A 24,061-nucleotide genomic window follows, 5' to 3' on the forward strand; every position below is an offset into this window, starting at 1 on the left:
TATGGTTCAGGTTTTTGAGGTCCTATAGGACCTAAGTCCTACAAGAGCCGGCTGAAAAGACGACAAAGGAAAAGCCCCGCGGTGTCGGCGGGGCTCTCTAATATCGTTGCACTTCAAAACAACGTGCCTAGGGCGGCACGACCTGAGCGAAAAACGCCGGTGGTTCGCTTCTGTTCCCAACCATTGTTCGTTTTGTCCACTAAGATCGATCCGCACACCCGCGCGCCACGTCGATCAGCGTGTGCAACTGTTTCTCGTCACGGACTCCCTGGCGATAAAACTCGATGATGATTGAGGCGATCCGATCGGATTCGTCGAGGACGCTTCGATCCCCTGCTCGTTGCGGATGTGATCGAGCACCCGAAGGCAGACTGACAGATCCATGGAATGTAGCGGCTCGTCGCGACGACTGTAGCGCTTATGTGACATGGTGGCTCCCCTTCCTCGACAAGCAGAAAGGAGCCCCGCAACAAGCGGGGCAGATGACAGGGACTTTTGGAAAGGCCAAGGCGGGTGTGCGGATCGCCTTGGAACTGTGTCTAAAACGCGGCGCCACACTGTTGGTTCCCACAGTCTTTTTTTCCGTGTGAAAGGACCGGCGGTGGCTCAAGTTCGCCAGAACAGCGTCATTGGCTGGCAGTCTCGGCACTGGTGTTGCTGGAGAATGGCGAAACACATTCGCGCCTCGGTCGGCCGTACGGCTGGTATGTATTGTCGTTTGCCCGATAGGACGCATAACGCGCAAAGCACCACGCGAGATGGTCTGGGTTTCCACTCACCGATCCAGTGATCTCCATCGATGGGGCGGCGAAGGGCGACACGCAGATGCGGATTTGACCGCTGTAGGAGCGATAGGTGTCACGGGCACGATCATAGGACCGGTATCGCGACGCGCACCATTGTTGATGCTCGTTACGCAGTGACGCCGAGGCGGCGTCCGTCGATGCGTCCTCGGACGCGGAATTTGCTACCACGTCCGCCTTGGGCTTGGGTGCTGCGGATGTAACGGGATAGGCCGCTGACACAAGGGGCGCAATCCGCTCGAACTTCTGACTACGTGCATCAACCCGCTCGGGAGATGCAGTCCAAAGGTTCGGTGTATCCAGATTCGCGAACTGCCGCCCATCAGGCACGGCGAGGATGTACGTGGCGGCCGCAGCCCCGATGAAACAGGCCCCGACAGCCGAGGCAATGCCGAACAGCATCGTTGCAATCGCTCTCATGACAGCTTCCCTACCCTCATGACTGATGCATGCGCCCTCTGCGCTCGATCTGCGGAGCCGCACGACGCCTTAAAATGGCGCCTTGCGGATGCCCCATGGCGAGGCGGCGCAGGCCTGGTCGAGATAATCGCGATCAGCCAAGAAACCCGTGCGAGGGAACTTTGTTCCGCGTCACTATCGTCTTGCCGGCAATACCCGAGCCAAGCGCCGCCGGCGGCGTCTATCCGATCGCCGCTGCCCAACAATCATGGATAGTTTCTTGTGTTCCATGTCTCTTCTCCGTGGACGACAAGGCGCACGCAACGTACGGCATCGAGCCGCAGCGTATGTCCTTGACGTCAAATTTGATTGGAGTTGGTTGAGCGCAGCATAGCCGCGCTCTCGAACCAGGATCAGTTGAGAACCCGGATAGCCTTGCGCGACGAAGGCTCGACGATCACACGCTCGTCGTTCACGACCGCGTAGCAAAATTCGGATTGTCGGGAACAGGTGTTAGGACAATGGTCTCCGGAAGCGGCTGACCGACGACGATCTTTTCCTCGACGACGACCCGTGCCTGCGGAGCCGGGACCTCGCGGACATTGGTGACAAAAGTCTGCGGCGGCTCAAGCATGGCGCCAACTGCCGCACCCGGAATTGGTGATGGAATGGCAGCGGGCGAAGGTCATCTAACCGATGAGGGCGCGCAAACCATTGCTGGAGAGGCGACGGGAGGATCCCGTGCAACGAGGGCGCGCAGCCGTCGGACGGATCGCCCTTCGGCAGGCGCTACCGCCCGTCAGTAACTGCAGGACCGGCCGTCGCTGGGTCTGAAGCCGTCGGAGCAGGCTCGATTCATTGAATCTCCCGGCTCATAGCCTGACGCATTGCCCATCGAGTTCGGGGGCGTCCCGCAGGCCGACAGAAGCGTGGAAAGACTGATCATCGCTCCAGCTGCTACAAATGCCCGAAATCTGCTCATTCATGCTTCTCCTGGCTGCAGCGGTTTACGAGAAAGAGATGTTAGACGAAAGCGGCCCCGCGCTAAACCGCTGTCCCCTGCTTCCATTCAAGCTTCACACAACCCATGCGCCGATCAATGCCTTCGCCTCGAACCGGTGGCTGCCAATTGACACCGTGTCAAGCTGAAAGCTCGTCATCTCAAAGTCGCTGACGCAATTATCGTCCATTTCATCGCTCGCCGAACCAGTCTCTGGTTTGCAACCCACCGACACGATTACGGATTCTGACATTTGCTGATAATCTGGGAGCCGCCACGGTCAGGCCTAGCCGGCCTCGCCCTATGCAACTATCGCGTTCTTTTCCTCGCGATGGTCTGGCCGAAACGGTCATGTTGGGCGTTTTTCAGGACCGGCATGGGTCAAACAGTGAGGATGATTATGAGTATCGTCACAATAATGCGTGGATCTTCGCTCGTCTCATCAGTGCTCGCCTTGGCAATAGTGGCGTCACCGGTGGCGCTTCCCCGTGAAGCGATTGCCCAAACCGACATCAGCATACACATCGGGATCGGTAGCAGCCTCAATAGAGGTCGAGGGATAACCTGTAGTCAGGGTGAACGACTGCTTCGCAATCGCGGCTTCCGCGATGTTCGTCGGGTCGACTGCCGTGGCAGGTTCTTCATCTATCGTGCGTGGCGAGGCAACACCCGCTTCGAGATCGCAATCCGTCGAACTGACGGCCGCATTGTCGACATGCACCGCATTAGCCGCCGGCGATAGCTGCAAACCTCCACGCTGCTCTAATGAGAACTCGCTGCTTTAACGCCGACGGGATGCACGCGCCTGTGTCCAGGCGCGGGGCTTGGATGACGGAAGCCACTTTCGATTTTGTGACAAAGTTTGTGACAGAATTGGCAGAATGGCCAGAACTCCCGCTTGGGAGTTTTTTTCTAACTGCTTACTTTTCTTGAGGTTTTTGGTGGGTGATGTAGGGCTCGAACCTACGACCCGCTGATTAAGAGTCAGCTGCTCTACCAACTGAGCTAATCACCCGTAACCGCCGTGTTGCGCGGTGTGAGGGGGCGTATAAACAGGATCGTTCGGCTTGTCTAGCGCCTGCCTGAAAATTCTTTGGTTAAATGCGAAGATTTTTGCGCATGGCTGAAATGCAATGAAATCAAAGGTCCAGCGTTCCGCTTGCGATGCGCACAGCCTGCCCGCCGATCCGGGCATTTGAGATCGTTCCGCCTTCAACATCCATGTGCAGATGAATGAAGGATGGCCGGCCCATTTCCACGCCCTGCTCGATCGTCATGCCATGGTGCCCGTCCGTCAGACGGTCGAAATAGTGAATGGTGCCGGAGAGCGCGGCGGCAGCCGACCCGGTCGCAGGGTCCTCCACGATCCCCATGCCGCTCGCAAACATCCGCGCATGGAATTTCGCCACATGGTTCACGCCGCCCCGGCAGTAGATATAGGCCGAGGCAAGCGCGCCATCCACGAAGGGAACGGTCTCTTCCCAAAGTTGCGGGTCGAACTCCATGTGCTGCGCGGCGCCGACGTCGTGCACCGGCACCATCAGGTACGGCACGCCGGCGCTCCACAACGACGGTACGTGGTTCTCAAAGCCGATCTCGGTCGTCTTCAACGACAAAGCATTGGCGATTCCAAGCTTGTCGAGCGGCATCGTGATCTGCTGCGACTTCCGCGGCAGGTCGAACTCGGCAAAACTCGCCTCGCCTTCCCGCAGGCGAACGGCGCAACGCACCGGTCCGACATTTTCCTCCAGCACCGAAACGAGATCGATGCTCGAGCCGCCATGCGCCTGCTCGGCGAGAGCGATCGCCGTTCCAACGGTCGGATGCCCTGCAAAGGGAAGCTCCCGCCCGGGCGTGAAGATGCGGATTCTCGCCGTGTAAGCGGGATTACCCGACGGCTGCACGAAGACCGTTTCCGAGAGGCTCATTTCCTTGGCGATCGCCTGCATGGCGTCATCGCTCAAATCGTCACCATCGAAGATAACGGCGAGCGGATTTCCGGCGAGCTTGCGGTCGGTGAACACGTCATAGACGCTGTAGCTTCGCCCCACATCGGCCTCCTGATGGTCTCGATCCTCGTTTCGCCAACCTGCCCGACCGGACGACCGAGCGCAAGGCGTTAAGCGCCGCGCCGTTCCCGGAAGTACCAGTCGATGACGGGGAGCATCGCAATATTGTAGGGGTGTGCCTTCGGGTCGGCCGAACGTATAGCAACCGCGCCGGCAATCTCCTTGTCGTCGGCAACCAGCATGTGTGCGTGGATCTTCTCTATCATGTCATCGGCGGTCAGGTCGAAGCGGAAGAGACGCAGCACAGTCACCGTGCGCCTGACATGGCTCGCGTAGTAGCGATCGCCGGCCTTGGCCTCGTTGAGGTCAAGCCCCGTCTCCTCCATCACCTCGCGACGCATATTGCCTTCGACGTCGCAACGACCTTCGCTGACGTCCTCGGGTTCGAGGGAACCGGCAGCGAAATAGACCTGGCCGGGATTGGCCGTATGGCTCCCCATGCGGATAGCCACCAGCGCGCCGTCCGAGGTTTCGAGGACCGGATAGGCGAACAGATGGATGCCGCCTTGCCGGCTCGGTTGGCGACGCCACCACATGAATGTAGAAAACGGGATGACATGGCCCTCGCCTGCTATGCCGGCATCGGTTAGAGCCAGCCGCTCCTGAAAGACCATGCGGCCGTCGAACAGCGCCGGGTTTGCAGCCGTTTCCTTCGCCCAGTTCTCCCGGATCGCCTCGTGCTCCGCGACATAAAAGGAATGGTCCCCGGCGAGAACGCGAAGGTCCAGCCCAGCAATCGGAAATACGGTCTGCTCCGGCGGCCAGCCGGCGAAATCCTCGGAGAAATGCAGGTTCATATCAAATCCAGTGTCATGACAACGGGGCAATGGTCGGAGGCCTTTGGCCGGTCCCAGCCGGTGCGAGGATAACGCTCGACCTCCTGGCCGGGCGGGAAGGCCGTGCGGTAAGGCTGTCCATGTCGAACGATCTCCGGCAGGCGTCCGACATTCGTTCTGGCGAGCGCCTTCGAGAGCCAGATGTAGTCGAGCTGACACAGCCATTGCTCTTCGGGTCCACGGGCATGGTAGAGCGTCCAGCGGTCGAGCGGATCACGGCGGCGCACGACATTCTCCAAAAAGCCGTCGCGACTGAAGACGTCGAGCGCGCTGATGCTCTCGACCTGATGCTCGAAGCGGTAGCCCGTTTGGCGGCGCCCGATGACGTCGACGCGCTCCTGATAATCGTTCATGTCACCACATATAACGAACCTCTTGTCATCGGTATGACCGTGAAAGCGGTCCTCGATGATACGGCGAACCGCCAGCGCCTCGGCCCGCCGGATCGGCATGGTGCCGAGCCTGCTGTCGACGCCATTCGTGCGCGGCCCGTCCATCGACTTGAAATGGACCACGTAGAGCGACAGCGCGACACCACCGATCTCGAGCTCCAGTTCCAGGCAGTCGCGCTTGAAGATCTTGTCGTCGATGCGGTTGGTCAGCGCCAATTGGTCGTTGAAAAGCCCCAGATCGCGATAGGTGAGCATTGCATGGCTCTTGATCTGCTTGAGCTCGATCTTCTGCCCGTCACGTGTCTCTTCCCGCATCAGGACTGCGACGTCGATCCCGCGGCTGTCGTTGCCCTCGACGAGATATTTTTGCCGGTAACCGTTGCCGACCATCCTGAAGAGATAGCCGTATTCGAAGGCTTGCAACGCCTCCATGTTGTCGACTTCCTGCAGGCAGAGAATGTCGGCGTCGGCGTCGGCAATCGCGAGCGCCGTCATCTGTCGGGTATCGTCGGTGGAAGCGATCACCCGCGCCTGCTCGAGCTGCTGGTAGACGCCTTCACTGCGCACTTCGAAAAGCTTGATGACCCGGTCTTGGCGCAACTGGTTGCGGAAGCCGGTAAAGTCGAAACGCGTCATGAGGTTTTCGACGTTGAAGGTGGCAATGCGAAGCGACATCGAACATTTCCAATTGGCGTTATGCCATTAGTAGTGGCTAAGCCCCGCTTCGGAAAGACGTTTCGCGATCAGAGACGCCAGGCGGCGCGCGCAACGACCCACACGCTTTCGCCGACCCGCAATCGCTCACGGTTGAATGCGCGAAGCACCTGTCCGTCACCAAGCAGCAACTTCACGGCGTAGCGTTCGCCTTCGTAGAGGATCGACTCGACGCGTGCTGGAACGCCTTCACCAGCAATCAAGACGTCTTCCTGGCGCACCAACACATCCACTCTCGGCTGGTGCCTCGCCTCGTGAGACAGCATGGACTCGAGAGCGCTCCAATCGAGAAGCCTGATGTCACCAACTGGAGATGAAAGCGAGAGGATCGCACCGCGACCGATCAGCCCACCGACCAGCCGGCCCTCTGGCCGGGCGTAGATCTCCGCAGGCGGCGCAGCCTGCAGAAGGCGGCCCTCGGACATGACCGCAACATCAGTCGCAAGGGCCATCGCCTCGCTCTGATCGTGCGTCACATAAACCATGGTCGCTCCGGAGCGCTGGTGGAATTCGCGGAACGTTTCCTCCATCTCTTGCTTCAGGTGCCGGTCGAGATTGGCGAGCGGCTCGTCGAGCAGCACGACATCAGGTGACGAGACAAGGCAGCGGGCCAATGCCACGCGCTGTCGCTGGCCGCCGGAGAGATCGGCGGGACGCCGCTCGGCATGGTCGGCGAGCCTCACCGTCGCCAGTGCCTCGCGGACCTTCTGTCTGTAGGACTCGCCGGAGATGCCGCGCACTTTCAGAGGATAGCCGACATTGTCTGCGACGCTCATATGCGGCCACAGCGCATAGGATTGAAACACCATTGCCATGTTGCGCCGTTCCGGTGGTAGCGACCTCGAGGCGTCTGCAAGCAGCCGCTCGCCAAGATGGATAGAGCCGTCGGTTGGCGCCTCGAAACCGGCGATCATGCGCAGAACAGTTGTCTTGCCGCAGCCAGACGGTCCGAGCAGCGCCAGGAAGCCGCCATGCCGCACTTTCAGGGAGAAGTCGGCGACCGCCGCGCGCCCGGTACCGAAGTCCTTGGCAAGATGGTTGAGGATCAGTTCCGCCACGGTACGACTCCTCTCGGCAGGCGTTTTGCCATCAATTCCAGGAGAAGCATCATGAAGACGACCATAAGAACGACGAGCACGGAGAGCGCCGACGCGAGATCGGAACTACCGCTGTCGTCGAGATTGTAGATGGCGACGCCAAGCGTCTGCGTCCCGGCCGACCACAAAAGCGCGGAAATAGTCAGCTCATTGCAAGCGATCAGGAAGACCAGGATCACCGACGCGCCGGCAGCGGGCGCGATCAAGGGCACGATGATGTCGGCGAGCCGCCGGAAGAAGCCCTCTCCCGAAAGCTTTGCCGCCTCCTCCAGTGCCGGATCGAGCTGATGGAACGCACTGACGACAGGCTTCAGGCTAACGGCAAAGAAACTGGAGAGGTAGGCGATCAGAATGATCCAGATCGTTCCGTAGAGCGTCACATGCAGGATCGGAAGCGGTGCGGCAAACACCAGAATGAAGCACACGGCCATGACGATGCCGGGCAGCGAATAGGGAATCTCGATCAGGCTCGAAACGATCCGGCCCAGCAGGTCCTTCCGCCGGGTCAACGCGTAAGCCGTCAGCACAGTCACCAAGAGGAGACATAGCGCCGTCCCCGCCGCGAGAGAGAGCGAATTGGCGAAAGCCGTGCGCGTGACCGCCTGACGGAAGAGAATTTCGTAGAAGGCGCTTGCCGACAGGGTCTTGAAGGTCAACGGCACGCCATAGGCCGGCACGAGTGCACCGGCGAGGAGAGCGAAGAATGGCGCTACCAGCATGAAGAAGATGCAGAGCCAGAGCAGCGGCTGCAAAAGGAGCTTCCAGCGCCCCAACTCGAAGGCCGCGGTCGCGCCCGAAAGCCCGAGGACGCGGTAGTCGCGTCCGCGCAGGGCGCGATCCTGAATGGCAAGCCCGGCAACGGAAATGATCGCGATCAGTGCCGAAAGCACTGCAACGTCGCCGAAAGTACGGCTCGTAAAGGCGGAGAACTTAGTGAAGATAAGTGTCGGAAGCGTGTAGATCGAGGCGGGTATGCCGAGAATGGCGGGAATGCCGAAGTTGCCTGTACAGGATACGAAAGAGATTGCGGCACCGGCAATGATGCCCGGCAACGAAAGCGGCAGGATGATATCGCGGAAGACCCGAAAGCTGCCCGCCCCAGCAAGACGCGCCGCCTCGACACCATCGCGAGGCAACGCCATCAGGCCTGCACGGAGGGCGAGATAAACGAGCGGCGCGTGCTGTACTCCGTAGAGCAGCGAAATGCCCCCGACCGAATAAAGCGGCTGCGGCGATCCAAGCGGAGGCGCAAGGTGCAACGCCTTCAGCAGTGGGCTTGACGGCCCGGACATCTGCACCCAGGCAAGCGCCGTCACCTGCGGCGGGATCATCATCGGCAGGACGAACAGGAAGCTTAGCGCTCCCTTGCCGCTGATATCCGTCAGCGTCAGCAGGAACGCGAAGGCGCAGCCGATGGCAAGCGAGATCAGTGTGCCAAGAATGGCCGTGGCGAGCGTGTAGTAGGTTGCCGACCAAAGGGCAGGATCGCTGAGCACCGCGCCGACGCCGCCCTTTGCGAGCGCCGCAATGCCTGTCATCGCGAGCCGCGCTAGCGGCAGCACGCTAAGTATCAGGACAATGATAACGACAAAAGGAAACAGCCAAGCAGGCTGGCTGTTTCCAGGACGAACATATCCGCGCATCTGCTTTCCGGCGGCGATCAGTTCGAGCCGTAAATGCCGGAAAAGGTCTTGAGGTCCTGATCGGTAGTCTTCAGCGCCTCCGCGGCATTGACTGGCAGCACCTTGATGCTGTCACGAGCCGGGAAGCCTTCCGGCAGCTTCATGCCGTTGCGGGCGGGGATATAGCCGAGCTTGAGGAAGCCTTCCTGCCCCTTTTCAGAGAGCACGTAATCGACGAATTTCTTCGCCGCATCGGCATTCTTCGAACTTGCGAGAATACCGACCGGCTCCGTGACGGCGGAGACGCCTTCCGTCGGGAAGACGAATGCGACCGGCGCGCCCTTGGCCTTTTCGCGGATCGGCATGTAGTCGACGATCATGCCGAAGGCTTTTTCACCCGAGGCAACCGACTTGAGCACAGCACCGTTTCCACCTGCGGCGGTCGCGCCATTGGCGGCAAGATCCTTGTAGAAATCCCAGCCGAGGCTGCTGACGCCGGCCAGCGTCTGCGCATGAATGAGGGCTGCACCCGACGTCAAGGGGCTCGGCATGGTCACGAGACCCTTGGCTTCGGCCTTCGTCAGGTCCTTCCAGCTGGTCGGCTTGAACGCGGCAGAGGTGTTGTAGACGATGCCTGTCGTGATCAGCTTGGTCGAATAGTAGTAGCCGTCACCGTCGTAGAGTGCCGCGTCGTAGCCGGCAGCTTCCGGCGACTTGTAGGCGAGCAGTTTGCCGGCTTTCTTCAGACGCTCGAGCGTCACCGTGTCGGCGATCAGCAGGACGTCGGCGACGGGATTGTCGGCCTCGATCTCCGCCTGCAGCTTCGCCATGATCTTGGGCGTGCCATCGCGCACCCAGTCTACCTTGACGTCCGGATTGGCTGCCATGAAGCCATCCACGGTTGCCTGCGCGTCCTCGTTCGGCTGGCTCGTATAGAGGACGAGATTGGCGGCGGAGGCTGGGATTGCAAGCAAGCTCGCTGCGAGTAGCGCGGCGGCGGAAACGATCGTCTTCATGATTGGTCCTCGGTGGTGGGAGACCCGTTCCTTAGCCATCGCGGATAACATGATTGTGACAGTCGGCTTCGGTACCAAGACGTCGGACATCTGCCCTTGACCCACCTTCCCCGCCCCTATCTTCTACCGCACGTTTTGACTTGTGCATTTTGGAGGAGCGCAAATGGAATACCGGCTTCTTGGCCGTTCTGGCCTGAAGATTTCGACCTTGACGATGGGCACCATGACATTCGGTGGCCAAGGCTGGGCAAAGATGGTTGGCGATCTCGGCGTTACCGAGGCACGCAGGCTTGTCGACCTGTGCATAGACGCCGGCGTCAACCTGATCGACACTGCCGACGTCTACTCGCAGGGTGTTTGCGAGGAAATCCTCGGCGAGATCATCGGCGGGCCGCGCAAGGACGGCGTTCTCATCGCCACCAAGGCGCGCTTTCGCATGGGAGACGGCCCGAACGACACCGGCCTGTCGCGCTATCACTTGATCGGCGCCTGCGAGGCCAGCCTGCGGCGCATGAAGACTGACGTCATCGACCTCTACCAGCTTCACGAGTGGGACGGGCAGACGCCACTGGAGGAAACCATGGAGGCGCTCGATACACTCGTGCGCCAGGGCAAGGTCCGCTATGTCGGCTGCTCCAATTTCTCCGGTTGGCATATCATGAAGGCGCTCGGCGTCAGCGCGAGGGAAAAGCGGGAGCGGTTCGTCAGCCAGCAGATCCACTACACGCTCGAAGCACGCGATGCGGAATATGAACTCCTTCCGATCAGCATCGACCAGGGCCTCGGTGTCCTCGTCTGGAGCCCGCTTGCTGCCGGCCTGCTTTCGGGCAAGCATCGACGCAACCGGGCAGCACCTGAGGGTTCGCGGCAGTTCTCAGGCTGGACCGAGCCGCCGATCCGCGATGAAAACCGCCTCTGGAATATCGTGGAAACGCTGGTGGCGATCGCCGATGAGCGCGGTGTCTCGGCAGCCCAGGTGGCGCTTGCCTGGCTGATCGGCCGCAAGGCGGTCACGTCTGTCATCATCGGAGGGCGCACCGAAGCCCAGTTCAAGGACAATCTCGCCGCGGCCGAGCTGAAGCTGACCGAGCAGGAGCGCAGTCGACTGGACGCGGTCAGCCTGCCGCCCGTGCTCTATCCGTATTGGCACCAGCTGAACACGGCCAGCGACCGGCTGAGTGAGGCGGACCTCGAATTGCTCGGCCCACACCTCAATCGATAGTTGGCTCTGAAGAGGTCGGCGGCTGATCAACCGCCGATTTCACCGGCGATCAACGCACCAAGGCGGCTGATCCCCTCCTCGATCATTTGATCGTTCGCGCAGGAGAAGCTGACGCGGAAGGTGTTCTCACCCGAACCATCGGCGAAGAAGGCCTTGCCCGGGACGAAGGCGACGTTGGCCGTTTCCAGCGACTTGGCTAGCAGCTTCGCGCCATCCATGCCATCAGGCAGCGTCACCCAGATGAACATGCCGCCTTCGGGCTTCGTCCAGCTCGTGCCTGCAGGCATGTACTTCTCAAGCGCCGCCAGCATGACATTGCGGCGGTGACTATAAACCGACTTGATCTTGGCGACCTGTGCATCGAAACCGCGTTCCGCGACATGCGCGATCGCCATCTGATTGATCGTCGAGGAGTGCAGGTCAGCCGCCTGTTTCATCAGAACAAGCTTGCGGATAACGGGAGCGTTGGCGACGATGAAGCCAACGCGCAGGCCCGGCGCAAGCGTCTTCGAGAAGCTGCCGCAGTAGATCGTGCGGGTATCGTTGATGTGCCCCTTCTTCGCGATCTCCGTCGCCAGAATCGGCGCGATCGGCGTCCCATCGTAGCGGAGTGATTGATACGCGGCATCTTCGATGACTGCGATATCGAGTTCCTCTGCCAGGGCAAGAACCTTCTCTCGTCCAGCCTGATCGACAGTCTCGCCCGTCGGATTGGCAAAGTCGGCCGAGAGATAGGCGAACTTCACCTTGCCGCCCGCGCTCGCGGCCTGCGCCTTGTAGGAATCAGGCGTGCGGTTGCCGTTCGGCGTCAATTGATCGTAGGCCGGCTCATAGGCATTGAAGGCCTGGAGCGCACCGAGGTAGGTCGGCCAGGTGACCAGCGCCGTGTCATTGGGCGAGAGGAAAAGCTTGCCGAGATAATCCAAGCCCTGCTGCGAGCCAGAAACGATGAAGACGTTATCGAGTTCGCAAGGGATGCCGATGGCGGCCATCTGCTTGACCAGCCATTCGCGGAGCGGCCTGTAGCCCTCGCTGACCGAATACTGCAGCGCCGAGTTCACGGCCGAGCTATCGAAGATATCGACGTAGGCCGCCTTGAATTCCTGATCGGGGAAAAGCGCCGGATCCGGAATACCACCGGCAAAGGAAATAATATCTGGGCGGTCAAGAAGCTTCAGAAGCTCGCGAATCTCCGAAGCACGCATACGGGAAGAACGCGTCGCGAATATGCTTTCCCAATTCAGCATGGGCATTTCCTCGTAATTTTTTGTCTTTAGGCGACAGAACCACGCAACAAATAATAAGTCAACATTACTGACCTATTTGTTTGCTACCATGACAATTTTGGGAAGCGAAGGTCACTTCCGTGATCAGAAGCCAGAACTGGCTAAAATCGATCTTTTCAAGACCCACTCCGTGGCAGTAGTGTCGCCGCCACTATCAAATATGCTATGAAGGTGCCAGCAATGCCCGCGTCGTCGAACACTCCTGAAATCAAGATCGAATTCCACACGTCGCCGGTCTCGGACGCCGACCGAATTCAGGCCCTGGAGTCGCCCGGCTTTGGCAAGGTCTTCACGGATCATATGGTTCTGGCTCGGTGGACTCCTGACAAAGGGTGGCACAATGCGAAGGTAACGCCCAGGCGGCCCTTGGAACTCGATCCTGCCAGCGCGGTGTTGCACTACGCGCAGGAAATCTTTGAGGGCATGAAAGCCTACAGGGCGGACGATGGTCGCATTCTGCTCTTCCGGCCTGAAGAGAACGCCCGCCGCTTCGCCCAGTCAGCCATCCGCATGGCGATGCCTCCCGTGCCGGACGAACTTTTCCTGAAGGCGGTGGAAGAACTCGTCCGTGTTGATAAGGACTGGATTCCATCGGGCGACGCCAGCCTGTATCTTCGCCCCTTCATGTTCGCCAACGAGGCATTCCTGGGTGTTCGTCCGGCTCAGGAATATATCTTCTGCATTATCGCTTCTCCGGTCGGCGCCTACTTCAAAGGTGGAGCAAAAGCGGTCTCCCTTTGGGTCGAGACCGAATACACTCGGGCGGCCAACGGCGGCACCGGTGCTGCAAAATGCGGAGGAAACTACGCCGCAAGCCTCATCGCGCAGGCCGAGGCCTCGAAGAGGAATTGCGATCAGGTCGTCTTTCTCGATGCGGCAGAGCACCGCTGGGTCGAGGAACTCGGCGGGATGAACGTATTCTTCGTGATGAACGACGGATCCGTCGTCACGCCACCGCTCGGCGGCACGATCCTGCCGGGCATCACCCGCGCCTCGGTTATCGTTCTCGCCGAAGAAAAGGGCTTGCGCGTCGAGCAGCGCCCCTACTCGTTCGCGGAATGGCAGGCCGATGCCGTCAGTGGCAAGCTCGTGGAAGCCTTCGCTTGCGGCACTGCAGCGGTACTCGCGGGCATCGGCCTGGTGCGACACGCTGGTGGCGAATTCCTGATCGGAGACGGACAGACCGGGAAGCTCACCACCGAGCTGCGCCAGGAGCTGGTCGGCCTGCAGAAGGGCGTGACGAACGATGAGCGTGGCTGGACACGCCGCATCCTGGTCTGAGGTCAGCGGCCGCAAGTAGTCGGCCCAGCAATTCAGAAAACTCGAAAACCGGGCAACGCCCGGGGCAACGCCCGGTTTTTTTGTGGCCGGACCAGAGGAAGAGCGCAGAGAGGCGCGAGGCTTCGGCCGGTCGCAAAATCATCAGGGGCGGCATGGAAAAAACACTCGTTCGCCCCGCTTCCGACCGGGAAACGGGGCGAGTCTTCTGCGATACTGCAGCTCGATCGTACCGCGCTCAGGAACGGAACAAGGAGGCGATCTGCTCTTGTGTCGGCAGTTGGCCTCTGGGTGTCAGCTTGTCGACCACTCCGGGCAGGACTGTCGAAAGTTGATTCAGGAGTTCTTGCTCACTGATTCCCGCCTGGCGTGCGAGATCGCTGATCGTCTTCGACCCAAGCGCATCGTTGAGGCTGCCCGGCGCGATCGGTTTGTTCTGTCCGGGCTGGACCCAGGAATCCACCGTATCGCCCTGCCCGGCCTCCGTCAGCTTGCCGAGAAGACCACCGAGACCGCCGAGCCCACCAAGAAGCCCGCCGTCACCAGCTTGGGGATTAGCCTGCTGAGCGGCTGGATCCGTCTGGCTGCCTCCAGCACCAAGAAGCTTTCCCACTAGTAACGCGCCAAGCGCGACCATGATCGGCTTCGAGATACTTCCGCCCGGAACGGCGTCATCAAAAATACCCATGACATCCTCCTTTTCGGTTGCTTCATTTCATTGAACAACAACTGTAGAATGAAAGAACAAGGTTCTCGCGAACCTTGAATTCCCCGACGAGCTATTTAGCTTAAACGGGAAGATGGTCTGAATATTCAACCAATCAAGGAGGGGAATGGCAGATGTCTGTTATCGGGTGGATTATCCTTGGATTGATCGCAGGATTCATCGGCAGCAAGATTGTGAACAAGTCGGGCGCAGGCATGCTGATGGACATCGTCCTCGGCATCGTCGGAGCGATCGTCGGTGGCGTCATCTTCAGCTTCTTCGGCGCATCCGGCATAACGGGCTTCAATATCTACAGCCTCGTTGTCGCCGTCATCGGCGCGGTCGTGGTTCTTTGGCTGTACCACGCCATCAGCGGGCGCCGTTCCATCTAGCTCGCTCTTTTGTATCGACGGAATGAGCGCTGCCTCAAAGGCGGCGACCTTATGCGTGTAACTCCGGCCTTGGGTCATTGGGCGAACGATCATGGCAGACGAGAGTACATCTTCATTCTATGACGACAACGCGGCCACCTATGCTTCGCGGCAACGCACGCTGCCGGTTCGACGCCTAGACGCTTTTCTGTTGATGCTGCCGCCAGGTGCAGCCATCCTCGATCTGGGATGCGGCGGCGGACAGGACAGCGCCTACATGCTGTCAAAGGGCTTCGATGTCACGCCAACGGACGGATCGCCGGCGATCGCGGAGCAGGCCGAAACCTTTCTTGAGCGTCCCGTCGCGGTGTTGCGCTTCGAGGATCTGGACGAAGAGGAAGCCTTCGACGGCGTCTGGGCCGAGGCCAGCCTGCTGCATGTCCCCCGGGCAGACCTCCCTGATGTGCTGGAACGGATCCGCACGGCGCTGCGGCCCGGCGGCGCCTTTCACGCCACCTTCAAGGCGGGCGAGGCCGAGGGGCACGACGGCTTCGGTCGCTACTACAACTATCCGTCGGCGGAACTGCTTTCGGAAATGCTGAGCAATGGCGGCTGGCACAACATTGTGATCAGCGAAGGCGATGGGACCGGCTACGACGGAAAGCCGACCCGCTGGCTTGCGGTACGGACGCAAAAATAAGGCCGGAGCTTTCGCCCCGGCCCTGCTGACTCAGCAGTGTGAAACCGCTTAGTTGACGGACTTGTCGACCAGCTTGTTCTTGCCGATCCAAGGCATCATGCCGCGCAGCTTCGCGCCGACTTCTTCGATCTGGTGGCTGTCGTTCATGCGGCGGATGCCCTTGAAGCGCGAACCCCCTGCCTTGTACTCCTGCATCCAGTCGGACGTGAACTTGCCGGTCTGGATGTCGTGCAGGACGCGCTTCATTTCAGCCTTGGTTTCAGCCGTGATGATGCGCGGGCCGGTGACGTATTCGCCCCACTCGGCCGTGTTCGAGATCGAGTAGTTCATGTTGGCGATACCGCCTTCATAGATCAGGTCGACGATCAGCTTCACTTCGTGCAGGCACTCGAAGTAGGCCATTTCAGGCGCATAGCCGGCTTCGACCAGCGTTTCGAAACCAGCACGGATCAGTTCGACGAGACCGCCGCAGAGAACGACCTGTTCGCCGAAGAGGTCGGTTTCGCACTCTTCGCGGAAGTTGGTTTCGATGATGCCCGAACGACCGCCGCCAACGCCGCAAGCGTAGGAGAGAGCGAGTTCGAGAGCGTTGCCGGAAGCGTTCTGGTGAACGGCAACGAGGCAGGGAACGCCGCCGCCCTTCTGGTATTCGCCGCGAACCGTATGGCCCGGGCCCTTCGGCGCGATCATGACGACGTCGAGCGACGCCTTCGGCTCGATCAGGCCGAAGTGAACGTTGAGGCCGTGTGCGAAGGCGATTGCAGCGCCGTCACGGATGTTGCCGGCGATTTCGCCCTTGTAGATGTCGGCCTGCAGCTCGTCAGGCGTTGCCATCATGATCAGGTCGCCCCACTTGGCAGCGTCGGCAACGGTCATGACCTTGAAGCCGTCGGCTTCTGCCTTCTTGATGGTTGCCGAGCCAGCCTTGAGAGCGATCGCCACGTTGGCATGGCCGCTGTCCTTGAGGTTCAGCGCGTGCGCACGGCCCTGGGAGCCGTAGCCGACGATGACGACGTTCTTCGACTTGATGAGGTTGAGATCTGCATCACGATCGTAATAGACGCGCATTTGAATTTCCTTCCCTTTGCTTGTCCTGTGACTTGTAAGAGGGGATCAGCCGACGAGCGGCATCTCCGCCAAAACCTTTTCCGTGCCATAGAGGCGCAGGAAGGCGGAAACCGCCCTCTCCGCCTGACGCGCGGTATCCTTGAGACCCGGCTCGCCGAGCAGCATGCGAACATGCAGATCGGAAACGATCAGGCCATAAAGCGTGTGATATGCCTCGTCGGCATCATGGAAGCGCAGCAGCCCAGCGCGCTTGCCGGAATCGATCAGCCCCATGGCGCGGCGATCGATCTGACGGCGACCCCGCTCCAGAAGCAGCTTGCCGAGCTTGGAGCCGTCGCGATGCGACTGGCCGATGGCGAGACGGTTGAGCGCCAGCGAGACATCGCCGGCGAGAACTTCAAGCAAATCCTTTGAGAAGATGACGAGGTGGTCGTGGAGGCTCGCCGACGTCAGCCGCTCGCCATTGCGCTCGAAGGTGCGCACCTTGCTCGCCTGATAGGCGATCATCGCGGACAGCAGGCCGTCGCGGTCGCCGAACCACTTGTACAGGCTTTCCTTGGAGCAGTTCGCCGCGCGCGCAACGCCCGATGTCGTCAGCGCCTTCTCGCCGCCATCGACGAGCAGCTGCAATGCCTGCTCCAGGACGGCGTTTTGGCGCGGCGAAAACTCGCTGGGCTCCAAATTATCGACGGACACGGCCTCACTCCCAATAGTACCGTACGGTACGGTTCGCAGGCTTTATGCTGCAAACCACTGTGCGCGTCAAGCGGCATGGCACGAAAATTTCAGCGTCCTTGTGCGCTATCGGCGCGACCGTCGCTGCCTACAGCGCACTACTCAGGCGTCGTCAGAAGGCTCGCGTGCCGCCTCGACGTCTCTCACCGGGGACATGCCATAGACGCGGCTGTATTCGCGGCTGAACTGCGACGGGCTCTGATAGCCGACACGATGCCCCGCCGTCCCTGCATCCAGCCGCTCGATCAGCATCAGACGCCGCGCCTCATGCAGCCGCAGCTGCTTCTGGTATTGCACCGGCGTGATCGCGGTGATCGATTTGAAATGGTGATGGAAGGACGACACGCTCATGTTGACCTGCTCCGCGAGGTCCTCGATGCGCAGCGGCTGGGCAAAATTCTGCCGCAACCATGCGATGGCGCGTGCAATGCGGTTGCCGTGACTGTCGGCGACCGCAATATTGATCAGCCGGCCACCGTCCGGGCCGGTAAGAACCCGATATAGAATCTCCTGCTCTATCAGCGGCGCCATCGCCGCGATGTCCGTTGGACTATCGAGCAAACGTAGCAGCCGCACTGCCGCGTCCAAGAGCTCTGGCGTCGCGACATTTACGACGATCCCGCGTCCTCCAACGGGCGCGGTTGGCCGCGGGATATCGGCCCGGCTCAGGAGATCGAGAACCTTCTCGCTGTTGATGGCGAGCGTCAGGCAGAAATGCGGAACCTCGGGGCTTGCCTCCACCACTCGCCATGTCACCGGCAGGTCGAGCGATGTCAGCAGGTAGTCGCCAGGCCCGTAATTGATGACGTCGGTACCGAGGCGCAGGCTCTTGGCGCCCTGGATAACAAGGGCGATGCAAGGGCGGTAGCTGCCGTGGCAGGGAGCGCTCGGTGAAGAGCGCCGACTGATCCCCACGCTCTCGATTGCGGTCCTGCATTCCCCGTCATCGCCAAGATGGCGCGCGGCAATGGAGACGATTTCTTGGTAGGGATTGAACGGCAGAGTCATACGAGCGAACCCTTTATGTATCGCCTCGGAGAGATGCGCACTATCTAGGACAGCTTTGCTCCCGCGAGAATAGGCCCGTCTGTCACTTTTGCAGGATCGTGCAAGAAGCTCGGAGTATCGCTCTAACGCATCGACATCGATCCGGTGCATGGTCTGCCATCACCCAGCAACCCGAAAGGAAGTCTTAGATGGCCATTGCAAAAGGCTATGCTGCCACCGACGCGTCCAAGCCCCTTACGCCCTTCACCTTCGAGCGCCGTGAACCCAATGCCGATGACGTTGTGATCGACATCAAATTTGCGGGCATCTGCCACTCGGACATCCACACCGTCCGCAACGAATGGAAGAATGCGGTCTATCCGATCGTACCAGGCCACGAGATCGCCGGCATCGTCTCGGCTGTCGGCTCGGCCGTCACCAAGTTCAAGGTCGGCGACCGCGTCGGTGTTGGCTGCTTCGTCGACAGCTGCGTTGGCTGCGCAGCCCGCGACCTCGACCGCGAACAATATATGCCCGGCCTGGTCGGCACCTACAACGACTTCGAAGCCGATGGCAAGACGCGCACTCAAGGCGGTTACTCCGACTCGATCGTCGTCAAGGAAGGTTACGTCATGTCCATTCCGGACAACCTTCCGCTCGACGCCTCGGCCCCGCTGCTCTGCGCCGGCATCACGCTCTACTCGCCGCTGCGTCACTGGAATGCCGGACCAGGCAAGAAGGTCGCAATCGTCGGCATGGGCGGCCTCGGTCACATGGGCGTCAAGCTCGGCGCGGCCATGGGTGCTGACATCACCGTCCTCTCGCAGAGCCTTTCCAAGAAGGAAGACGGCCTCAAGCTCGGTGCCAAAGAATACTATGCGACCAGCGACGAGGAGACGTTCAAGAAGCTTGCCGGTACATTTGACCTGATCATCTGCACGGTCAGCGCCGAGATCGATTGGAACGCTTATCTTGGCCTTCTGAAGGTGGACGGTGCATTTGTGGTCGTCGGCATCCCGGAAAACGCGATCCCGGTTCATGCATTTTCGCTGGTCCCGGGCCGCAAGAGCATTTCCGGCTCGATGATCGGCTCAATCAAGGAAACCCAGGAAATGCTGGACTTCTGCGGCAAGCACAACATCGTCTCCGAGATCGAGACGATCAACATCCAGCAGGTCAACCAGGCCTATGAACGCGTTCTGAAGAGCGACGTTCGTTACCGCTTCGTCATCGACATCGCCTCGCTGGCAGCTTGATAATGGGAAAGGGCGGCCTTGAGCCGCCCTTTCTATGCGCTGCTATCGTCGCGCATCGTTTCCTTCTGGGTGATCAACCGCGCGCTGTGCTGGCCGCTCAGGTAAATCCAGAGCCAACTCCAAGCCACGGCAAAACGCGAACGCGTCCCGATCAGGAAATAGATGTGGGCGATGCCCCATATCCACCAAGCGATCCAGCCTTTCAGCTTGATCCGACCGAAATCGATGATCGCGGCACTTTGACCGATCGTCGCAAGGCTGCCCTGATGACGATATCGAAATGGCGGGAGTGCCGGCTTTCCCGCGAGACGCGCCCGGATCACCTTTGCAGCATAAGCGCCCTGTTGTTTGGCAGCCGGTGCAATCCCGGGCACGGGAGCACCTCCCTCCCGCGTGACAGACGCCGTATCGCCGACGACGAAAACATCCGGAAGTCCCGGTGCCGTCAGATCCTTCTCGACGACGACGCGGCCGGCCCGATCGGCCGGAACATCCAGCCACTTAGCGGCGGGTGAGGCCTGTACGCCTGCAGCCCAGACGATCGTGCGGCTCGGAATGAACTCCTCGCTCGTCTCGACACCGTCTGCCGTGCACTCCAGGACACGCTCGCCGATATGCAGCTCGACGCCGAGTTCCTGAAGGGCCTTGCTGGCATAGTCAGAAAGCTCCTCGGCAAAGGTCGGAAGCACGCGCCGCCCCGCCTCGACCAGCACGACCCGTGTCTTGCGCGTATCGATATTGCGGAATTCGCGCGGCAGGGTCCTGCGTGCAAGCTCGGCGATGATCCCGGCAAGCTCGACCCCCGTCGGCCCGGCGCCGACGATAGTGAAGGTCAATAATGCGTCGCGCGCAGCGGGATCGGCTTCGGTCTCCGCCCGCTCGAATGCGAGCAACATGCGCCGGCGGATCGTCGTTGCATCCTCCAGCGTCTTTAGGCCGGGGGCCACCGACTCCCAGTCGTCTCGCCCGAAATAGGCGTGCGTTGCACCCGTGGCGAGGACGAGCGTGTCATAACGCAACGTAGTGCCGTTACGTAAGGAAACTTCCTTTACGTCAGTATCGACACCTACGACTTCGCCTAACAGCGTCGTCACGTCCTGGCGGTCGCTATAGAGATGGCGAATGGGCCAGGCAATCTCGGAGGTGGAAAGGATTGTCGTCGCCACCTGGTAAAGGAGCGGTTGGAAGAGATGATGATTGCGTCGGTCGATCAGCGTGATCCGGACGCCCGCACCCTTCAGATCGTTGACCAACTGCAGGCCGCCGAAGCCGCCGCCGACAACCACAACATGGTGTTCGCTCATGAGCTGCCTTTCCGTGCCACTTCGTTATAGCCAATGTCGTTGGTCGCGCGCGGCTTTCAATCACTGTTTGGGCATAGCTCGCCTGCTCTGGGCGGTAGTCACGAATGCTCAATTTGGTGTCGGGGTCACTCAGTCTGCATAGGCAACAGGGATCGATGTCCCGCTTTTCAGCAATTCCATCGATATGGACGCTGACACATCGAAGAGTTCGATCTTGCGGACGATCTGCTTATAGATCACGTCGTAGTGCTCGACGCGTGGGAGCACGATCTTTAGAATATAGTCGTGGTTGCCGGTAAGCCGATGCGCCTCGACGATCTCCGGTATGCTGCTGATCGCCCGGCGAAACGCCTCGATCCACTCGTCGGCATGGTGTGCCGTCTTGATCAGCGCAAATACCGTCGTCGGCACGCCCATTTTCTCGCGGTCAAGCACCACGATCCGCCGCGCGATATGGCCGCTCTCCTCCAGCCGCTGGATGCGGCGAGAACAGGCAGAGACCGATAGTGCGACCCTTTCAGCAAGCTCCGTCACCGAAATGCCCGCATCGGTCTGCAAATATTCTAGGATTCGTCGATCGCGGTCATCAAGCATGGTGCCTCGGAAATTTCACGGCTGCAGTTTGCGCAGTTTGGAGATTATACGCAAAAATGCAGCGCCAATGAAGAGTTTGAGACAAAGAAAGCAAACCATTTGCGCGAGGTTCGATGCATGATCTCGCCACTACGAAATTCCAGACGGGAGCATAACAAAAATGCAGACAATCGGACTAATTGGCGGAATGAGCTTCGAAAGCTCGGCGGTCTACTATCGCCTGATCAATGAAATGGTACGCGAGCGCCGCGGCGGGCTCACGTCGGCTGACCTCCTGATGCATTCCGTCAATTTCGACGAGATCGTCTCCATGCAGAAGGCGGGTGACTGGGACTCTGCAGCAAGCCGGCTCGGCGACGTGGCTCTGCACCTGCAGATTGCCGGCGCCCGCTGCATGCTGATCTGCACGAACACGATGCATCTGATTGCCGATCAGGTCGCCTCCCGCATCTCCGTGCCGCTGATCCACATCATCGACGAGACTGCGAAGTCTCTGAAGGCAGCCGGGCGCAAGCGCCCGCTCCTGCTCGCCACACGATACACCATGGAACACGGTTTCTATGCCAATCGCATGAAGAGCCTGGGCGTTGACGTCGTGGTTCCCGAAGCCGCCGACCGCACGTCCGTCCATGACATCATCTTCAATGAGCTCTGCGCCGGCAAGGTGCTCGACAGCTCGCGCGACAAGCTCATGCAGATCATCGAACGCGAGCGCGCCAAGGGCGCGGACAGTATCATTCTCGGCTGCACGGAAATCTGCCTGATCCTTGACCCGAAGCATCTGCCGCTGCCGGGCTTCGACACAACCGAGATCCATGCTCGCGCCGCCGTCGAGTTCGCACTTGGCGACGAACAAGCACGCGTGATCGCGGCTGCTTGAGTCAACAAATTAGTTGACTCAGTCAAATAAAAGCAGGACAAAATCTCCTATCAGGAGGTTTTGTCCATGTCTGACCCTGGCTTGATCGACGCTGCCCGCGACTTCAATCGTTTCTACACGAGCTTCCTGGGGGTCCTGAACCGGGCCTACCTCGACACCGATTTCACGCTGACGGACGCGCGCGTCCTCTTCGAGATCGGCTCGCGCAAGGGCGTCACCGCGGTCGCGTTGGCACGCGACCTGCAACTCGACCCCGCCTATCTCAGCAGAATTCTCAAACGCTTCCGCTCCAATGGCCTGATTGAAACAACGGCCGATCCCGACGACCTGCGCAGTCAAATCATCAACGTCACCACCAAGGGACACGATCAATTCGAGGAACTGGGCCGTCGCTCCAACACTCAGATAGCAGAGCGCTTCGCTAACCTCGTCGACGGCGAACCGCAAAGCGTCGTAGCCGCGATGAGTGCCATTCGGGGGCTATTGGATCCCGAGGCCGCGCGCCCACCCTTGATCATCCGCGCACACCGGCCCGGCGACATCGGCTGGATCGTCCAAAGCCAGGGCAAGGCTTACGCCGGGGAATACGGCTGGGACATGCGCTTCGAGGGCCTCGTTGCAGAGGTCGCCGGCAAGTTCCTGGCGAATTTCGATCCGTCGAAGGAGTATTGCTGGATTGCCGAGCGTGGAGGCATCAACGTCGGCTCGATCCTTGTCACCAATGGTGGCGATGGCGTTGCGAAGCTTCGCCTGCTCTATGTGGACAAGGCGGCGCGCGGCCTCGGACTCGGCAAGATGCTGGTCGACGAATGCATTCGCTTTGCCAGGGCAAAGCAGTATCGACAGATATCGCTATGGACGAACGACATCCTGCATGCCGCGCGCGGCATATATTTGAAGGCCGGTTTCCGCCTTGTCTCCGAGGGGAGACACCGGATGTTCGGCCCTGAGGAAAACGGCCAAACCTGGGTTCTTGATCTCTGATTTGCTGCGTCGCAAAAGTTTCCCTTGATTTGGAAACGATCATTTCCTAATTAAGTCGACCATGACCACGGCGACCCTCACTGAAACGATCAGGACACGCGGCAGACCGCGCGAATTCGATCGCGACGCAGCGCTCGACAGGGCGCTCCAGGTATTTTCCGAGCGCGGCTATCATGCCGCGTCGATCAGCGAGCTTACCGAAGCCATGGGCCTTGCCTCCGGCAGCGTCTACAAGGCGTTCAAGGACAAGCGCGGCATATTCCTCGCAGCCTTCGACCGATACCGCGCTGTTCGTCGCGGCCTTCTGGACGCACGCATGGCGAAGGCCGCAACCGGCCGTGAGAAGATCCGCGAAGTCTTGGCCCACTATGCGCTCTCCTCGCATGGTGCCTCCGGTCGGTGCGGCTGTCTTGTCGTCAGCAGTGCGAACGACCTGGCGCTTTTCGACGAAGAGGCCGCAGACCGTGTCGCGGCTGCGTTTGCAGCCAACGAAGCGCTGATCCGCGATCTCCTCCGCCTCGGCCAAAGCGACGGCTCGATCGCCGCGAACGTTGACGTCGCCGCCACCGCCCGTACCCTGCTTTGCGTGACCAATGGAATGCGAGTGGTTGGCAAAACGGGGCGTAGCGAGGAAGAAATGGTCGCTGTCGCCGAGATTGCAATGAAACTTCTTGCGTAAATCGGGTTGCGACCGACCCGCCTCACGCGCAACCTTTTTGATGATCCGATAGCCCCGGAGCCT

General features: G+C 60.2%; 24 protein-coding genes, 1 tRNA gene and 1 pseudogene. 8 read left to right on the top strand and 18 right to left on the bottom strand.

The features are described 5' to 3' along the window. Nucleotides 1–626: 626 nt before the first annotated feature. The 11 genes and pseudogenes from C934_RS0121305 to C934_RS0121355 all read right to left on the bottom strand — a co-directional run bounded on the left by C934_RS0121305 (nt 627) and on the right by C934_RS0121355 (nt 9,948). The gene (locus tag C934_RS0121305) at nt 627–1,223 is read right to left on the bottom strand and encodes a BA14K family protein (protein ID WP_018858634.1); all 597 of its coding nucleotides are present in this window, start codon (nt 1,221–1,223) and stop codon (nt 627–629) included. A 392-nt stretch (nt 1,224–1,615) separates the two neighbouring features. Then, nucleotides 1,616–1,860 (bottom strand): annotated as a pseudogene (locus C934_RS33880) (DUF1236 domain-containing protein); the annotation flags it as partial. Between the two features lie 141 nt (nt 1,861–2,001). After that, entirely contained in the window at nt 2,002–2,184 is a 183-nt protein-coding gene (locus C934_RS35775) for a hypothetical protein (protein ID WP_082728602.1), read from the bottom strand. Nucleotides 2,185–2,671: 487 nt separating this feature from the next. Then, complete coding sequence (locus tag C934_RS0121320; RefSeq protein ID WP_210258390.1) at nt 2,672–2,950, bottom strand: hypothetical protein; 279 nt, start codon at nt 2,948–2,950, stop codon at nt 2,672–2,674. A gap of 191 nt (nt 2,951–3,141) precedes the next feature. Next, nucleotides 3,142–3,217: transfer RNA gene (locus C934_RS0121325), tRNA-Lys, on the bottom strand. Between the two features lie 124 nt (nt 3,218–3,341). Then, nucleotides 3,342–4,253, bottom strand: a complete 912-nt coding sequence (locus C934_RS0121330; RefSeq protein WP_018858636.1) for a PhzF family phenazine biosynthesis protein — start codon at nt 4,251–4,253, stop codon at nt 3,342–3,344. Nucleotides 4,254–4,321: 68 nt separating this feature from the next. Continuing rightward, a complete protein-coding gene (locus tag C934_RS0121335) occupies nt 4,322–5,068 on the bottom strand; it encodes an NUDIX hydrolase (protein WP_018858637.1) in 747 nt (248 codons plus the stop codon). Next, nucleotides 5,065–6,174: an endonuclease/exonuclease/phosphatase family protein gene (locus C934_RS0121340; RefSeq protein ID WP_018858638.1), complete on the bottom strand. Its 1,110-nt coding sequence runs from the start codon at nt 6,172–6,174 to the stop codon at nt 5,065–5,067. Before C934_RS0121340 ends, C934_RS0121335 begins: the two co-directional genes overlap by 4 nt. A 68-nt stretch (nt 6,175–6,242) precedes the next feature. Continuing rightward, a complete protein-coding gene (locus tag C934_RS0121345) occupies nt 6,243–7,271 on the bottom strand; it encodes an ABC transporter ATP-binding protein (RefSeq protein ID WP_018858639.1) in 1,029 nt (342 codons plus the stop codon). Continuing rightward, complete coding sequence (locus tag C934_RS0121350; protein WP_018858640.1) at nt 7,259–8,953, bottom strand: ABC transporter permease; 1,695 nt, start codon at nt 8,951–8,953, stop codon at nt 7,259–7,261. Before C934_RS0121350 ends, C934_RS0121345 begins: the two co-directional genes overlap by 13 nt. Before the next feature lie 17 nt (nt 8,954–8,970). Then, entirely contained in the window at nt 8,971–9,948 is a 978-nt protein-coding gene (locus tag C934_RS0121355) for an ABC transporter substrate-binding protein (RefSeq protein WP_018858641.1), read from the bottom strand. A gap of 163 nt (nt 9,949–10,111) precedes the next feature. Between C934_RS0121355 and C934_RS0121360 the strand changes: the two genes are divergently transcribed. Further along, nucleotides 10,112–11,170, top strand: coding sequence for an aldo/keto reductase (locus C934_RS0121360; protein WP_018858642.1), 1,059 nt, complete (start codon nt 10,112–10,114; stop codon nt 11,168–11,170). Between the two features lie 26 nt (nt 11,171–11,196). Here C934_RS0121360 and C934_RS0121365 read toward each other — a convergent pair whose 3' ends face one another. Further along, nucleotides 11,197–12,417: an aminotransferase-like domain-containing protein gene (locus C934_RS0121365; RefSeq protein ID WP_018858643.1), complete on the bottom strand. Its 1,221-nt coding sequence runs from the start codon at nt 12,415–12,417 to the stop codon at nt 11,197–11,199. Nucleotides 12,418–12,636: 219 nt separating this feature from the next. Between C934_RS0121365 and C934_RS0121370 the strand changes: the two genes are divergently transcribed. After that, entirely contained in the window at nt 12,637–13,737 is a 1,101-nt protein-coding gene (locus C934_RS0121370) for a branched-chain amino acid aminotransferase (protein WP_018858644.1), read from the top strand. A gap of 235 nt (nt 13,738–13,972) precedes the next feature. Here C934_RS0121370 and C934_RS0121375 read toward each other — a convergent pair whose 3' ends face one another. Further along, nucleotides 13,973–14,422 carry a YidB family protein gene (locus C934_RS0121375; protein ID WP_018858645.1) on the bottom strand — a complete coding sequence of 150 codons (450 nt, stop codon included), beginning with the start codon at nt 14,420–14,422 and terminating at the stop codon, nt 13,973–13,975. A 152-nt stretch (nt 14,423–14,574) separates the two neighbouring features. Here C934_RS0121375 and C934_RS0121380 point away from each other — a divergent pair, with 152 nt between their 5' ends. Together C934_RS0121380 and C934_RS0121385 are read left to right on the top strand one after the other, a co-directional pair. Beyond that, a complete protein-coding gene (locus C934_RS0121380) occupies nt 14,575–14,832 on the top strand; it encodes a GlsB/YeaQ/YmgE family stress response membrane protein (RefSeq protein WP_007534948.1) in 258 nt (85 codons plus the stop codon). 91 nt (nt 14,833–14,923) lie between these two features. After that, entirely contained in the window at nt 14,924–15,511 is a 588-nt protein-coding gene (locus C934_RS0121385) for a class I SAM-dependent methyltransferase (RefSeq protein WP_018858646.1), read from the top strand. Nucleotides 15,512–15,559: 48 nt separating this feature from the next. On the opposite strand, the gene ilvC is transcribed toward C934_RS0121385, so the two are convergent. From ilvC to C934_RS0121400, 3 genes are all read right to left on the bottom strand, one after another. Next, nucleotides 15,560–16,579 (bottom strand): ketol-acid reductoisomerase, encoded by a 1,020-nt coding sequence (ilvC, locus tag C934_RS0121390; RefSeq protein WP_018858647.1) that lies wholly within the window; start codon nt 16,577–16,579, stop codon nt 15,560–15,562. A gap of 45 nt (nt 16,580–16,624) precedes the next feature. Further along, entirely contained in the window at nt 16,625–17,290 is a 666-nt protein-coding gene (locus C934_RS0121395) for a TetR/AcrR family transcriptional regulator (RefSeq protein WP_026371979.1), read from the bottom strand. Between the two features lie 126 nt (nt 17,291–17,416). After that, nucleotides 17,417–18,322, bottom strand: coding sequence for an AraC family transcriptional regulator (locus C934_RS0121400; protein WP_018858649.1), 906 nt, complete (start codon nt 18,320–18,322; stop codon nt 17,417–17,419). Between the two features lie 188 nt (nt 18,323–18,510). Between C934_RS0121400 and C934_RS0121405 the strand changes: the two genes are divergently transcribed. Further along, a complete protein-coding gene (locus C934_RS0121405; RefSeq protein ID WP_018858650.1) occupies nt 18,511–19,557 on the top strand; it encodes an NAD(P)-dependent alcohol dehydrogenase in 1,047 nt (348 codons plus the stop codon). 32 nt (nt 19,558–19,589) lie between these two features. On the opposite strand, the gene C934_RS0121410 is transcribed toward C934_RS0121405, so the two are convergent. After that, on the bottom strand, nt 19,590–20,861 hold the full coding sequence (locus tag C934_RS0121410) for an NAD(P)/FAD-dependent oxidoreductase (protein ID WP_018858651.1): 1,272 nt from the start codon (nt 20,859–20,861) through the stop codon (nt 19,590–19,592). 129 nt (nt 20,862–20,990) lie between these two features. Further along, nucleotides 20,991–21,455 carry an Lrp/AsnC family transcriptional regulator gene (locus C934_RS0121415; protein ID WP_018858652.1) on the bottom strand — a complete coding sequence of 155 codons (465 nt, stop codon included), beginning with the start codon at nt 21,453–21,455 and terminating at the stop codon, nt 20,991–20,993. 160 nt (nt 21,456–21,615) lie between these two features. Here C934_RS0121415 and C934_RS0121420 point away from each other — a divergent pair, with 160 nt between their 5' ends. The 3 genes from C934_RS0121420 (at nt 21,616) to C934_RS0121430 (ending at nt 23,998) form a co-directional block, all read left to right on the top strand. Beyond that, nucleotides 21,616–22,335, top strand: a complete 720-nt coding sequence (locus C934_RS0121420) for an aspartate/glutamate racemase family protein (protein WP_018858653.1) — start codon at nt 21,616–21,618, stop codon at nt 22,333–22,335. Between the two features lie 66 nt (nt 22,336–22,401). Beyond that, nucleotides 22,402–23,319, top strand: coding sequence for a bifunctional helix-turn-helix transcriptional regulator/GNAT family N-acetyltransferase (locus tag C934_RS0121425; RefSeq protein WP_018858654.1), 918 nt, complete (start codon nt 22,402–22,404; stop codon nt 23,317–23,319). Nucleotides 23,320–23,380: 61 nt separating this feature from the next. After that, complete coding sequence (locus C934_RS0121430) at nt 23,381–23,998, top strand: TetR/AcrR family transcriptional regulator (protein ID WP_018858655.1); 618 nt, start codon at nt 23,381–23,383, stop codon at nt 23,996–23,998. Nucleotides 23,999–24,061: the final 63 nt, after the last annotated feature.

This window comes from Rhizobium sp. 42MFCr.1, assembly GCF_000377185.1.
In the GTDB taxonomy this organism is placed as follows: Bacteria; Pseudomonadota; Alphaproteobacteria; order Rhizobiales; family Rhizobiaceae; genus Rhizobium; species Rhizobium altiplani.